The following is a 13,634-nucleotide window of genomic DNA, read 5'->3' as shown; positions in this document are numbered from 1 at the left end:
TTGGACAGACTGGTACAGCCTATGTGTCCAAGGCGAGGAAGATTCCGGCCCGTCCCTCGACTCAATGGCTGCGTCCGCCGCGCATGCCCTCTTTGAAACGCTGCCACTCCTCCGCGGTGATCAACACCTCGCGCGGCTTGCTGCCCTCAAACGGCCCGACCACCCCACGCTGCTCCATCTGGTCCACGATGCGCGCCGCGCGCGAGTACCCGACCCGGAACCGGCGCTGGATCATCGACACCGAAGCTTGTCCCGTGTCGACGACGAGATCGACCGCGTCAAAGAACAATTCGTCCAGGTCGTCCGCGGACGCAGGATCGGAAGCGTCGTCGTCGCGGTTGAGGTCCACCGTGTAGACCGCCTGCTGTTGGGATTTCACATATTCCACCAATTGTTCGATCTCGCTCTCCGACACGTACGCTCCCTGCACCCGCACCGGCTTGGACGCACCCACCGGCAGGTAGAGCATATCCCCGCGCCCAAGGAGTTTCTCGGCACCGCCGCCGTCGAGGATGGTGCGCGAGTCGGCCATCGACGAGACCGCAAACGCGATGCGGCTCGGGATGTTGGCCTTGATGACGCCGGTGATCACGTCCACCGACGGCCGCTGCGTGGCGACAATCAGGTGGATGCCGGCCGCCCGGGCCATCTGTGCGATGCGGCAGATGGCGTCCTCCACCTCTCCCGGGGCGACCATCATCAAATCGGCCAGCTCGTCGATGATGACGACGATGTACGGCAGGGCGTCCTCCCCGTCCGCGCGCAGCATCTGGTTGTACCGTTCCAAGTCCCGCGCGCCCCGCTCGGCGAACAGCTTGTAGCGGTTTTCCATCTCCTCGACCACCCGTTTCAGGGCGTAGGCCGCCCGGCGCGGATCGGTGACCACGGGGGCCATCAGATGCGGAATGCCGTTATAGCCGCTCAATTCCACCATCTTGGGATCAATCATCAAGAACTTGACCTCGTGCGGCTTCGCCTTGACGAGGATGGACGCGATGATCCCGTTGATGCAGACGCTCTTCCCGGACCCCGTCGCGCCCGCCACGAGCAGGTGCGGCATCTTCTGCAGGTCGCCGACGATGGGCGCACCCGAGATGTCCCGGCCGAGCGCCAGGGCGAGCTTCGAGTCCACCTGTTGGAACTCGGGCGACTCCAACACCTCGCGCAGCGTGACGATGGAGATCTCGTCATTCGGAACCTCGATGCCGATGACCGGTTTGCCCGGCACCGGCGCTTCGATGCGGATGTCGCGCGCCGCCAGTGCCAGCGCGATGTCGTCGGCGAGGCTGAGAATGCGCGAGACCTTGACGCCGACCGCGGGTTGGATCTCATACCGGGTGACGGCCGGCCCGCGGCTGATCTCGAGCACCCGGGCCTGGACGCCAAAGCTCTCGAACGTGGCCTCCAGCTTCCGGGCGTTCTCCTGCGCCTCACGGTGGTCGAAACCGCCCTTGGGCATCACGGGCAGCGCGAAGAGCTGCAGGGGCGGCAATTGGTACTGGTCGTCGCGGACCGGCACCCCGATGGGATAGGATTCCGGCGCGGACCTGCGGCGCACCTCCTCCTTGACCGGCGCCGCGCGCTCGGGAAACCGGGCCACCAGTTGATTGCCGACCTGCTCCACGGTGACGACGTCCCCTTCGCGCGCACGCCTCTGCCACTGCGCCGAAAAGTCCCGGACGATGGGGCGCTCCTCTTCCTCCTTCGATCCGCCGGCACTCTCGACGACCTCGCCGTCGACAATCAGTTCGGGCTTGCGGCGCCCCCGCCGGCCTGACGGCCCGCTGCGGGATTCGGCCCCCGCCTCCTTCTTCGGCTCCTCCGGGTCCGGACCAAACAGCACCTCGATGTATTGCTTGCTGCCCTTCCACAGCGCCTCCAACCGTTGCTCCATCCAACGTGTCCCCTGTTGCAGGCCGGCCACCAGCGACCGTTGGGTGACCAGCGCCGCCCCGACCAGGCCGCTCATGGAGAGCACCAGGACCGTACCGAGGTCGGAGAAGAGACGGTGACACAGGGCGAACACGGCGGCTCCCACCAATCCGCCCCCCGCTTGCACGGACGCGGACGGGGTCTGCGTCCGCCCCAGGACCACATCCCGCATCTCGTCGACAGCCGCCAAGGTGACTTGCCAGATTGGCACCTCATGGTCGGCGTACATCGCGGCCACGCTCTGATACAGGTCGAACTCCATGGCGGTCAGCCAGACGATGAACAAGATGAGCAGCCCCATGTGGCGGTGATGCCACGGGAACGGGGTACGATGGACCATCATGTAGATGGCGGCATAGCCGAGGAAGACCGGGACGAGGAAGCTCCACGATCCCGCCAGGTAGATGAAGGCCACGTCGAGATACCGCCCGACCAGGCCGAGGCGGCCCAAGGCGAGGGCGCTCAACGTCAACAGTGCCATCCCGACCAGTTCGAATTCCAACACACGCTTCTGATGCTGCTTTTTTCCCATACCAAGAGGATTCGCGGCCGGGGGGCCACTTTCCTGCCCGCCCGCGCCCGACCGCGGGCAGACTCACGGCGTCCGTCCGGAGGCGCCCGGCGGCGGATAGGACACCACGGAACCGGGCTGCCAATCCGGACGCAGGTAGTCCTGCGGATTCGGGCTGATGAGCCGTTCCACCCGCGCTTGCCCCCGGCCGAGCGGGGTGACCACCATCCGGGCGCCCCCCACCTCCATCTCCTCGGTCTCCGGGGACCGTCCCGGCTCTCCGAAGACCCACTCCGGCGGCACAATGGTCCACAGGGTGCTCATTGGACCACCCGCTCCGCCGGCGCCCGTTTCTTTCTGGAGTGGTCTATCATCTCCGACAGCTTCTTCATCGCTTCGCCCAATCCGCCGACGTCGTCAATCAACCCGTACCGTACGGCATCCCGCCCCACGACGGTCGTCCCGATGTCGCGCGCCATCTCCCCGGTGTTGAGCATCAGTTCGCGGAATTTCTCCTCGGAGATGTTGGAGTGATCGACGACGAACCGCGTGACGCGCTCCTGCATGCGCTCCAGGTACTCGAACGACTGCGGTACCCCGATGACCATGCCCGTCAGGCGAATCGGGTGAATCGTCATCGAGGCTGTCTCGGCGATGAACGAATAGTCGGCGCTGACGGCAATGGGCACGCCAATGCTGTGTCCGCCGCCCAGCACCAGGGATACGGTGGGTTTGCTCAGGCTCGCCACCATCTCGGCGATGGCCAGCCCCGCCTCGACATCGCCGCCCACCGTGTTGAGGACAATCAGGAGCCCTTCGACCTGATCATTCTGTTCGACCGCGACCAGTTGAGGAATGACATGTTCGTATTTGGTGGTCTTGTTCTGCGGAGGCAGCGCCATGTGCCCTTCGATCTGCCCGATGATGGTCAGGCAATACACGTTGGAAGCGGCCTGCACCGGATTGGTCTGGCCGAGGGACTCCACATTCTGCGCCACACTCGGGGGAGCGGGCGTCTGCGCGCCGGGGTTCTGCGGGCTTTCCGTCTCGTTCGCCATCCTCGTCTGGGTCCTCCCGTTCCCGTCTCCGCGCGGGTGCGGCGTGTGCGGAGACGTCGTACTTCGGGTTTGTCTCGCGTCTTAGTATGGGTTTCGCGCTCGCATGCCATGCGAGACGTTCCCGGGGAGAACCGAGGGACAAGCGGGCTGACGGGGGCCGCGCGTGCATGCAGCCAGGGGAATGCCATCCGGCATGCGAACAAAACCGGGACGGGAGCGGCTCGCTCCGCCCCCGTCCCGGGATGTGTTGCGCGGTGGACTCATCAGGCCTCCATGATGATGGGCAGAATCATCGGACGGCGCCGTGTCTGGTCGAACAGGAAGCGGCCCAACGTGTCCCGCACAGCCGTCTTCAGTGATGACCACTCGCTGATGTTGTCGGCCACCATGCGGGTGAGCGTCGACTCGACCAAACGGGTGGCCTCGTCCAGCAACGCCTCGGACTCCCGCACGTAGACGAACCCCCGTGAGATGATGTCTGGACCGGACAACACCTGGCCCGTCTCCTTAGAGAGCGTGACCACGACAACCAGGATGCCGTCCTGGGACAACAGTTTGCGATCGCGCAGGACGATGTTCCCCACGTCCCCGACGCCCAGCCCGTCAATCATCACGGTCCCGGCCGTCACCTTGGCCCCAAGGCGCGCATTGCCATTTTCAAACTCGACCACATCACCGAGATCGAGCACGAAGATGTTCTCCTCCGGCACGCCGACTTCCTGGGCCAGACGGGCGTGCGTCCGCTGCATGCGGTACTCCCCGTGCACGGGCAAAAAGTATTTCGGCCGCGTCAGGTTCAGCATGAGCTTCAATTCTTCCTGGCTTCCGTGCCCAGACACGTGGACGCCGCGGTAGATCACGTTCGCCCCCGCGCGGAAGAGTTGGTCGATGGTCCGAGCGACATACTTCTCGTTGCCCGGGATGGGGGAACTGGCGAGGACCACGGTGTCCCCGGGGACGATGTCGATCTTCCGGTGGGCGCCGCGGGCCATCCGCGTCAAGGCGGACATCGGCTCCCCCTGGCTGCCGGTGCACAGCACCACCACTTTTTCCGGCGCCATCTTTCCGATGTCTTCCACGTCCACCATGGTGCCCGGGCGGACATGCAGATAGCCCAACTGCACGGCGATGTGAATGTTGTTCACCATGCTGCGCCCGACGATGGCGACCTTTCGGCCGTGCCGTTCAGCCGCCTCGATGACCTGCTGCATCCGGTGAATGTTGGAAGCAAACGTCGCCAGAATGACCCGGCCGGGGGCCTGCGCGACGATGTCGTCAATCACTTTGCCGACCGTTCGTTCGGACGGCGTAAAGCCTTCGCGTTCCGCGTTCGTGCTGTCCGCCACCAGCGCCAGTACGCCCTCGTTGCCATACGCCGCGAGTTTGTGCAGGTCGGCCGGCCGGCCGTCCACCGGCGTATGATCGAATTTAAAGTCACCGGTGTGGACCACCAGACCCTCGGGCGTCCGAATGGCGAACCCGCCCGTGTCCGGAATGCTGTGATTGTTGTAGAAGAAGGACACTTCAAACGCGCCCACACGGACCTGGCTATTCCCGTCCATACGGACCAGTTTCACGGAGTCCAAGAGACCGTGTTCGCGCAGCTTGTTCTCGACCAGCCCCAGGGTCAACCGCGTCCCGTACACCGGCACATTGATGCTCTTCAGGACATAAGGCAGCCCGCCGATATGGTCCTCATGCCCATGGGTGAGAAAGATGGCGCGGACCTTTTCGCGGTGTTCCAACAGATACGCGATGTCCGGGATGACCGCATCAATCCCAAGCATTTCTTCTTCAGGAAATTTTAGACCCGCATCGACCACAATGATGTCTTCCCCGTACCGGTAGGCGGTCATGTTCTTACCAATCTCACCGACGCCTCCCAGCGGGATGATGGAGAGTTTGGGTTTTCCTCTTGCCAAATTTGCACCTCCGTTCGGCACCCTGCACGGAGGCAGGATCGTGCCGCCTGTCCAAAAATTACAATGACGCCGTTGCGACGCCTCAAAAAAGCCAAAAAAAGAGACACTTTTGGCTTTTTGCGCGAATCACAGGCTTATGTGTCCACGTCTCGCCCCGTCTCCACTCGGCGCAAGCACGCAGATTGTCCCCGTTCACGCGATCGAGCGATGATGACCGAAGTTTGGTATCAAGCCGCACCCGTCACTGTGCCTCTATTATACTCGCAATTGAGCCGTACGACAACTCACCTCAAACGCCCCAGCCGTCCCCCCTCCCCGCTGCGGCACATCCAGGCCTGCGAGCACAAAAAAGGGCAGCGGCTGCGGTGTCAACCCACCGCAGCCGCCGCTCCAGTCGAACGATTCCCTAGGCCGATGCCCGCGCCTCTGCACCGCTTCGATACGCTCACCCCGTGAGCTTGCCCAGCCGGTTCAACTCGCGCCGCAGCTCCTCCACCACCGAGGCCGGCGCCTCCACCAACGGGAGCCGGAGCCCTCCGCCGGGCAACCCCAGCATGCGCAGGGCCGCCTTCAACGGCGCGGGGCTCGTGACGCGGAACAACGCCTCGAAGACGGGCAGCAGGCGATTCGCCCAGTCTCGCGCGGTCGCTGTATCGCCCGCCACGAACGCGTCGATCATCGCCCGCATCTCCGGGCCCACCACGTGCGACGCCACGCTGACGACCCCGTATCCGCCGACGGCCATCATCGGCAGCGTAAACTTGTCGTCGCCGCTGTACAAGATGAGGTCATCCGGCTTCTCGGCCGCCAGCCGCAGGATGTGCGAGAAATCCCCGCTCGCTTCCTTCACCGAGGTGATGTTCGGCACCTGCGCCAACCGCAGCATCGTGTCGACCTCGATGTTCACTCCGGTCCGCGACGGGATGTTGTACACCATCACCGGCAGGTCCACCGCTTCGGCGATGGCCGAAAAATGGGCGTACAACCCCTCCTGGGTCGGGCGGTTGTAATAGGGCGACACCAACAACAGGCCGTCCACGCCGAGGGCCTGCGCTTCCCGGCTCAGCGCGATGGAACCGGCGGTGCTGTTGCTCCCGGTGCCCGCGATGACCGGCACACGGCCGTCCGCAGCGCGGAGCGTCCACTCAAACACCTTCAACTTCTCTTCGTGACTGAGCGTCGGGGACTCCCCGGTCGTTCCACAGGCGACGATGGCCGTCGTCCCGGTGGCAATCAGGTGGTCCACCAACGACTTCAGTCCGCTCTCGTCCAGCGACCCGTCCGAATGGAACGGGGTCGCCATGGCCGTGACGAGTCTGCCGAAATCCACTTTCGGGCATCTCCTTTCAAATTCCACGCCTGGTTACTGGCTCAGTTCGAAGGCCCGGTGCAATGCGCGAACCGCCCGCTCCATGTCCGGCCGCCGGACCAAACACCAGATGGTGGTGTGCGAGTCGGCCGACTGCAGGATTTCCACGCCCTCCTCCTCCAGCGCGCTGACGATCTTCGCCATGATCCCGGGCACCCCCGCAATTCCGGCTCCGACCACGGCCACGCGCGCGCAGTCGGGAACGACCCGCGGTTCGATGCCGAGTTCCCGCACAATGGCGATGGCGGCGGGCGCGTCCCGCTCCGGCACCGTATACGCGACCCGGTCCTGGCTTACATAGATGAAATCCAGGCTGATCCCGCGGCGGGCGGTCTCGACAAAAATGCGCCCGTAGGGAAGCTCCGGGCCGTCCATCACCAACTGTGCAAAGGAAGCCGCCTGCGTGATACCGGTCACGAACCGGTCGGACAGGGCCCCCGACTCCAACGACGTCGTCGCGCTCGTCACCAGTGTGCCCTCATCGTCGGAATGGGTGCTGCGCACGCGGATGGGCACGTTTTTCTGCATCGCGATCTCGACGGCCCGCGGGTGAATCACCTTGGCACCCTGGTAGGCCAGGTTGCAGATCTCGGTGTACGTCACGCGCCGCAGGCGGCGGGCGTCCTCCACAATCCGCGGGTCAGCCGTCATGATGCCGTCCACATCCGTGAAGATGTCCACGTACTCTGCCCCGAGCGCAACGCCCAGCGCCGTGGCCGTCGTGTCGCTGCCGCCGCGGCCGAGGGTGGTCACGTCCCCATCCAGGGTGACCCCCTGAAATCCGGTGACGACGACCACGCATCCCCGCTCCAACGCTTCCAGAATCCGCTCCGGGCGCACCTCCAGGATGCGTGCGTCTCCGTACTGGTTGTTCGTGACGATCCCCGCCTGCGCGCCGGTCAACACGCTCACCTCGTGGCCGCGGGAGCGCAGGAGGCTCGCGAACACCACCGCGGAGATGGTCTCCCCGCACGACATCAGGATATCGAGTTCCCGTTTCCCCACGGCGTCCGTCTCATCCACCGCGCTGAGCAGCGTGTCGGTCGCGTACGGGTCCCCTTTCCTGCCCATCGCCGAGACCACCACCACCACGCGGTATCCTTCCGCCAGGGCGCGCTCCACGTGCCGGACAGCAGCCAACCGGCTCTCGCGGGAGGCGACGGAGGTACCCCCGAACTTCTGCACCAGGATCCTCATGGTTCCCCTCCTTCCTTCCGCTGTCGCCGCCGCGCCTGTCACGCGCCCCGAATCAGCAGCTCGGCAATCTGCACCGCATTCCAGGCAGCGCCCTTGAGCAGATTGTCGGCGACCACGAACATCAAGACGGCGTGATCGTCCGCGAGGTCCTGCCGGATGCGGCCGACGTACGTCTCCCCCGTTCCCGCCGCCATCAGCGGATGCGGGTACAGGGCCTGCGCCGGATCATCGACGACCACCACGCCGGGCGCACCCTCGAGTCGCGCCCGGACCTCCGCGGCCGACACCGGCCGGGTGAAACGCACGCGCACGGCCTCGGAGTGTCCGTACACCACGGGCACCCGCACCGCCGTCGGGCTCACCCGAAGCTCGGGGAGTTCCAGGATCTTGCGCGATTCGTTCACCAACTTCATCTCTTCTTTTGTGTAGTCGTTGTCGAGAAAGACGTCGCACTGCGGCAGGACGTTGAACGCCATCCGGTGGTGCTGCGGTTGGCTGGCCACCGGGAACAACGTCGTGTGCTGCGGATCGCGGCCCTCCGTCTCCGCCATCAACGCGTCAATGGCTTTCTGCCCCATCCCGCTGACCGCCTGATAGGTGGAGACGGTGACATGGTCCAGGCCCAACTCCGCCAATGGCTTCAACGCCACCACCAGCTGGATGGTGGAACAGTTCGGATTCGCGATGATGCCCTTGTGCCAGGCGACGGCGTGCGGATTGACCTCGGGCACCACGAGGGGGACATCCTCCTGCATCCGAAACGCGCTGCTGTTGTCCACGACGACAGCGCCCTGGCGAACCGCCATCGGCGCGAAGACCTGACTCGCAGAAGCACCTGCGCTGAACAGCGCGATGTCGATGCCCTCGAAAGCCGATTCCTCCGCAGCCTGAACCGGGTACGATCTTCCGCGGAAAGACAGGACCTGGCCGGCCGAACGGGGTGAAGCCAACAGGCGAAGTTCCCCGACCGGGAAATCCCGCCGCTCCAAGGTCTCCAGCATGGCCCGTCCCACGGCACCCGTAGCGCCCAGCACCGCAACGTTGTATGTGTCCTTCTTTTGCATGCGCCAATCTCCTTCTCGGGTTGAGTCGGCGAGACCAGTCACGCGCGCGCCTCGCGCCAACGCTCAATCAGAAGCGGTTGAAGCTGGCGCTTTTCCAGCGCGGCCTCGCAGGTGGCAGGGATGAGAGACATCGACGAAACCAGTGAATTCATTTTAACATGCGGCGCATCCTGCCCAAACGGAACGAAGAAAATATTTTTCATGTTGATCAGTTTGGCGATGTTGAATAGATTGAGCCCCAACCCGTCATTCGTGGAGATGGCGATGACGACCGGCCGGTCGTTGCGCAGGGTCGCCTTCGCGGCCATCAGCACCGCCGAGTCTGTCGCGGCATTGGCCAACCGGCTGAGGGTATTGCCGGTGCACGGTGCAATCACCAGGGCGTCGAGCAGCTTCGACGGGCCGAGCGGCTCGGCCTCCGGGATGGTGGTGATGGCCTGTCTGCCCGTCACTTCCTCAATCTTCTCGGCCCACACGCCGGCTTCTCCGAACCGCGTGCTCACTTCGAGGACCGTATTGGAGAAGATCGGCACCACCTGCACCCCCAGCTCGACGAGACGCCGGATGGCCGGGAATACCTCTTCATACGTGCAGTGCGATCCCGTCACGGCAAAACCGATGGTCTTCCCTGTCAATTCCATGATGTTCCCTCCCCCAGGATTCGTCAGGACCGTTCTCCGTTCTCCGACGCGAGGATGCGGCACAGCGTGTCGGCGATGATGCGGCCGGCGGTCTTGGGCGCGACGAGGCCCGGCAGGCTCGGTGCCAGAATGGCCTTCATCCCGCGCCGCTCGGCGTAGCGAAAGTCGGTGCCTCCCGGTTTCGAGGCGATGTCGATGATCACGCATTCCTTGGGCACGTGCGCCAGGACGGCCGCCGTCAGAATGAGCTCGGGGACCGTGTTGAAAATCACGTCGACATCCGTGAGGGCTTCGGCCAGACGGCGAATGTCCACGGGCTGAAGGCCCATCTCGCGGATGCGCGCCACATGCGCCGGCTTGCGCGCCGCCACGCGGACCTTCGCCCCCAAGGCGGCGAGGAGCCGGGCCAAGGTGACCCCGCATCGGCCGAATCCCAACACCGCGATGCTGGACCCGTGGATGGTCATGTCGGTGTGTTCCATGGCCATGGCGATGGCCCCTTCCGCCGTCGGAATGGAGTTGAGGATGGCCACCTCGTCCAGCTCCATCAGCTTGACCAGACGAAGTTGATACGTCGCGCACCACTGTTCCAACGTCGGGCGGCCGATTCCCGAAAACACGAACGTACCCGGACGCAGCGCCGCAAAGTGTTCGTTGGTCAGGCGAATGGGCGCGTCGCTGAACTTGGAGTCCACCCGCCCGTCGTCTTCCATCCCGGCAATTGGCAGCACCACGGCGTCGGCGTCTGCGAAGACGTCCGGATGCGGCTGCGCCTTGACCGTCTCCACGAAGGTGCGCTGCAGGTGATCGAAACCGATCAACGTGGCGCTGGCGTCCAGTTCGGTCGCCTGGGCGACCACCTCAATCATCCGGGCGTCCCCGCCGACGAACACCAGCTTGCGGCCTGTGAGCATCTGTCCATCCCCTTCCCCGTCGCAGATTTTCGCTGCTGTAATGTATGTGTCGGTGTGGGCGGGCGCTACGCTTCGTTTGTGCGACGCAAGACACTCCGCGCCGCGCCCCCCTGCACACAAAAAAGACACCGGCGGGTGCCTGAGCACCCTCGGTGTCCTCACCAAGTCATTTCCATCAGCTGCGCCCGTCAGACGCCGGTGGAGCCAAAACCGCGTTCGCCGCGCGCCGTCGGCGTGAACGTTTCCACCTCCTGCAGACGGGCGATGTACACGGGGGCAAACACGATTTGGGCGATGCGATCCCCAGGGTGGATGACGAACGGCACATCGGCGAAGTTGGTCAAGAGCACCTGAATCTCGCCCGTGTAGTCGCTGTCGATCACGCCGACGCCGTTGGGCAACCCGATGCCGTGCCGCCACGCCAAACCGCTGCGCGCGTACACCAAACCGACCACCCCCGCGTGGGGGAACTGCAGCGCGATCCCGGTTGGCACCCGCACCCGGGCGCCCGGGGCCAGCGTCAACGGCTCCCGGATGCACGCGTGAAGATCCATCCCGGCCGCCCCCGCCGTGGCGTAGCGCGGCACGTAGTCAGGGCGGAACAGGTCGGAGACTACGCGGTACTGAACCGTCAGCTCCGCCGCGTCCGCGCGCCCGGGGCCGGCCGTCTCGGCAGAGATCCGGATCTCCGCTGACTCGGATGGCGTCCGCTTCATTGGAACCGCTCCAGCTCCTCGCCGTCCACGGGCCCCACCGCAGCGATGGCGAATTTCTGCTGCAGGATGTCCCGCGCCACCTGCCGCACGTCATCCACGGTGACCGCGGTGATTCCGTCCAGCGTTTCGTCCAGGGTGACCTCCCGCCCGAGCAACAGCTCGTTCTTGCCGAGACGGCTCATTCGGCTGCTCGTACTCTCCAGGCTCAGCATCATGGAGCCTTTCACCTGCTCCTTGCCCTTGCGCAACTCCTCCTCGGTCAAGCCCTCTTCAGCCAACTGGGCGCAGATGCCGCGCACCAGAGTGAGCACTTCCGCCACCGTCTCCGGCGACGTCCCGGCATACACGCCGAACATGCCGCAGTCCCGGTAGGCAGAGTGAAACGAGAAGACCGAATAGGCGAGCCCTCTCTCTTCGCGGATCTCCTGGAACAGGCGCGAACTCGGGGAATTCCCGAGCGCGTTGTTCAGCAACACCAGGGCGTACAGACGCGGATCGCCCACCGGCAGGCCAGACACCGCCAGGCACACGTGCACCTGCTCCGTGTCCTTCCGGCGCACGTGCACCTCGCGGGCGAAGCCCGGCACCGCGAGCCCCAGCTGCTCACCGCGGGGTGCAGCCGGGAAGGCCTGCCCGAAATGACGTTCCACCGTCGCCACCGCCCGCTGCTCCGGCACGTTTCCGGCGACGGCGATGACGATGTTGTCGGGCGTATAGTGTGCCTGCACGTACCGCTGAATGTCGGCGCGCGAAAACGACAACAGGTTCTCTTCGCGGCCCAGGATGGTATATCCCAACGGATGGGAACCGTAGACCCCGGACGCAAGCACGTCCATCACCAGCTCATCCGGGGTATCCTCGTACATCCGGATCTCCTCGATGACGACCTTCTTCTCCTTCTCCATCTCCTCCGGTGCGAACTGCGAGTGCAGGAGCATGTCAGCCAGCGTGTCGACCGCCGTCTCGAAGTGTTCGTCGAGCACCTTGGCATAGAAACACGTGTATTCTTTCGACGTGAAGGCGTTCACCTGGCCGCCGATTCCGTCGAATACCTCCGCCAGTTCCCTGGCCGAGTACCGTTCCGTCCCCTTGAACAACAGGTGTTCCAAAAAATGACTGATGCCGTTGTTTTTCGGGTTCTCGTACCGCGACCCGGTGCCGATCCAAAGTCCGATGCTGACTGATCGCATCGTGGGGATCTCCTCGCCCACGACCCGGATGCCATTTGCCAGCGTCGTCTTATACGCCATCTCCCAGTCCTCCCCGCCAGCGTGCGCCGAACGGTCCAACGCCTGCCGCACGTACAAGCGAGTTCACTATATCAAACCGGCGCCGCCCGGCTCAAGGATCACGGGCCGGAACGAAGCACCGGTGGCGGTGCCGAGGCCCGTTGCTCATGCACCACCGCCTCCACCGTCTTCAACCGGTAGCCCGACTTCTCCAGGGTCTCCAGGATGCGCGGCAACGCGTCGGCCGTTTGCGGTGTCGGATGCATGAGGATGAGCACCCCCGGCTCCAGACCCTGTTGCACGCGCCGCACAATCACATCGGCGGGCGGCTTTCTCCAGTCGATGGTGTCGAGGGTCCACAGGATGGTGTACATCCCCTGCCGCCGGGCCGCCGCCACCGTCCGGCCGTCGTAGCTCCCCGCCGGCGGCGCGAACAAATCGGTCGTCGTCCCCAACGTATGCCGCAGCGAGGCATTCGTGCTGGCCATATTCTGCGCTTGAGCCGCCGCGGAGAGGCGCCGGTAATCGGGATGTCCCCTGCCGTGGCTCCCGATGGCATGGCCCTCCGCCGCAATGCGCTTGGCCAGGTCCGGATGTTTGTCCACCCAGTCCCCGTCCAGGAAAAAGGTGGCCTTGACCCCCGACCGCCGGAGGGTTTGGAGAATTGCGGGGATGGATTCCTCGCCCCAGGAGACGTTGAACATCAGACTGGCCGACTTCTCCTCCTTCGGCCCACGGTAGATGGGCTCGGGCGGCAGGTCGGCCAACCGTCTTTCGGGCGGCGCGCTACGCCACACCAGGTGCAGCCGTCCATCACGGGCAGTCCGCGTGTCGCGCTCGCTCTGGGGAACGTCGAGCACCCAGCCGCACAGCCCGGGGATGGCGTGCCAAACGCGATCGACCCGCGCGTCGACCGGCGGTTGGTCAAGCGCCTCCGCCACACGGACCAGTTGCTGGGACAGCGGATGGGTCTCGGCGTGGGGTTGGGTGACAGCGGCCACCCCTTGGAGCGGCGCCGGCGAGGCCGCGACCGCCGCCCATGCAAGCGCGAACAATGCCAGTCTCATCCCGGATCATCCCC

12 protein-coding genes are annotated in these 13,634 nt (G+C 64.9%); all 12 read right to left on the bottom strand.

The window, feature by feature from the left end; genetic code table 11:
• Positions 1 to 61 precede the first annotated feature (61 nt).
• The 12 genes from BM357_RS08080 to BM357_RS08025 all read right to left on the bottom strand — a co-directional run bounded on the left by BM357_RS08080 (position 62) and on the right by BM357_RS08025 (position 13,620).
• Positions 62 to 2,464, bottom strand: a complete 2,403-nt coding sequence (locus tag BM357_RS08080) for an FtsK/SpoIIIE family DNA translocase (RefSeq protein WP_074951419.1) — start codon at positions 2,462 to 2,464, stop codon at positions 62 to 64.
• 63 nt (positions 2,465 to 2,527) lie between these two features.
• A complete protein-coding gene (locus tag BM357_RS08075) occupies positions 2,528 to 2,767 on the bottom strand; it encodes a YlzJ-like family protein (RefSeq protein WP_074951416.1) in 240 nt (79 codons plus the stop codon).
• On the bottom strand, positions 2,764 to 3,501 hold the full coding sequence (locus BM357_RS08070) for a ClpP family protease (protein WP_074951413.1): 738 nt from the start codon (positions 3,499 to 3,501) through the stop codon (positions 2,764 to 2,766). Before BM357_RS08070 ends, BM357_RS08075 begins: the two co-directional genes overlap by 4 nt.
• Before the next feature lie 263 nt (positions 3,502 to 3,764).
• Entirely contained in the window at positions 3,765 to 5,423 is a 1,659-nt protein-coding gene (locus BM357_RS08065) for a ribonuclease J (protein ID WP_074951410.1), read from the bottom strand.
• 445 nt (positions 5,424 to 5,868) lie between these two features.
• A complete protein-coding gene (gene dapA, locus BM357_RS08060; protein WP_074951406.1) occupies positions 5,869 to 6,753 on the bottom strand; it encodes a 4-hydroxy-tetrahydrodipicolinate synthase in 885 nt (294 codons plus the stop codon).
• Positions 6,754 to 6,786: 33 nt separating this feature from the next.
• Positions 6,787 to 7,989, bottom strand: a complete 1,203-nt coding sequence (gene dapG / locus BM357_RS08055) for an aspartate kinase (RefSeq protein WP_074951403.1) — start codon at positions 7,987 to 7,989, stop codon at positions 6,787 to 6,789.
• A gap of 38 nt (positions 7,990 to 8,027) precedes the next feature.
• Positions 8,028 to 9,053: an aspartate-semialdehyde dehydrogenase gene (locus tag BM357_RS08050; RefSeq protein ID WP_074951401.1), complete on the bottom strand. Its 1,026-nt coding sequence runs from the start codon at positions 9,051 to 9,053 to the stop codon at positions 8,028 to 8,030.
• 38 nt (positions 9,054 to 9,091) lie between these two features.
• The gene (locus BM357_RS08045) at positions 9,092 to 9,694 is read right to left on the bottom strand and encodes a dipicolinate synthase subunit B (protein WP_074951399.1); all 603 of its coding nucleotides are present in this window, start codon (positions 9,692 to 9,694) and stop codon (positions 9,092 to 9,094) included.
• Between the two features lie 23 nt (positions 9,695 to 9,717).
• Entirely contained in the window at positions 9,718 to 10,608 is an 891-nt protein-coding gene (gene dpsA / locus BM357_RS08040; protein ID WP_074951397.1) for a dipicolinate synthase subunit DpsA, read from the bottom strand.
• Positions 10,609 to 10,796: 188 nt separating this feature from the next.
• A complete protein-coding gene (gene dut, locus BM357_RS08035) occupies positions 10,797 to 11,243 on the bottom strand; it encodes a dUTP diphosphatase (protein ID WP_074951585.1) in 447 nt (148 codons plus the stop codon).
• Between the two features lie 77 nt (positions 11,244 to 11,320).
• The gene (locus BM357_RS08030) at positions 11,321 to 12,574 is read right to left on the bottom strand and encodes a M16 family metallopeptidase (protein WP_074951395.1); all 1,254 of its coding nucleotides are present in this window, start codon (positions 12,572 to 12,574) and stop codon (positions 11,321 to 11,323) included.
• A 98-nt stretch (positions 12,575 to 12,672) separates the two neighbouring features.
• Complete coding sequence (locus BM357_RS08025) at positions 12,673 to 13,620, bottom strand: polysaccharide deacetylase family protein (RefSeq protein WP_074951392.1); 948 nt, start codon at positions 13,618 to 13,620, stop codon at positions 12,673 to 12,675.
• Between the last annotated feature and the right edge of the window lie 14 nt (positions 13,621 to 13,634).

The sequence above is a fragment of the Paenalicyclobacillus macrosporangiidus genome (assembly GCF_900116805.1).
In the GTDB taxonomy this organism is placed as follows: Bacteria; Bacillota; Bacilli; order Alicyclobacillales; family Alicyclobacillaceae; genus Alicyclobacillus_H; species Alicyclobacillus_H macrosporangiidus.
Note: the sequence above shows the minus strand (reverse complement) of the source record. Positions and strands in the feature narration are given on the sequence as shown.

Bases quoted from the DNA above. Each gene is read 5' to 3' on its own strand.
- BM357_RS08075 (WP_074951416.1), bottom strand. From the start codon at position 2,767: ATGAGCACCCTGTGGACCATTGTGCCGCCGGAGTGGGTCTTCGGAGAG.
- BM357_RS08025 (WP_074951392.1), bottom strand. From the start codon at position 13,620: ATGAGACTGGCATTGTTCGCGCTTGCATGGGCGGCGGTCGCGGCCTCG.
- BM357_RS08030 (WP_074951395.1), bottom strand. From the start codon at position 12,574: ATGGCGTATAAGACGACGCTGGCAAATGGCATCCGGGTCGTGGGCGAG.
- dapG (WP_074951403.1), bottom strand. From the start codon at position 7,989: ATGAGGATCCTGGTGCAGAAGTTCGGGGGTACCTCCGTCGCCTCCCGC.
- BM357_RS08045 (WP_074951399.1), bottom strand. From the start codon at position 9,694: ATGGAATTGACAGGGAAGACCATCGGTTTTGCCGTGACGGGATCGCAC.
- dpsA (WP_074951397.1), bottom strand. From the start codon at position 10,608: ATGCTCACAGGCCGCAAGCTGGTGTTCGTCGGCGGGGACGCCCGGATG.
- BM357_RS08050 (WP_074951401.1), bottom strand. From the start codon at position 9,053: ATGCAAAAGAAGGACACATACAACGTTGCGGTGCTGGGCGCTACGGGT.
- BM357_RS08070 (WP_074951413.1), bottom strand. From the start codon at position 3,501: ATGGCGAACGAGACGGAAAGCCCGCAGAACCCCGGCGCGCAGACGCCC.
- BM357_RS08080 (WP_074951419.1), bottom strand. From the start codon at position 2,464: ATGGGAAAAAAGCAGCATCAGAAGCGTGTGTTGGAATTCGAACTGGTC.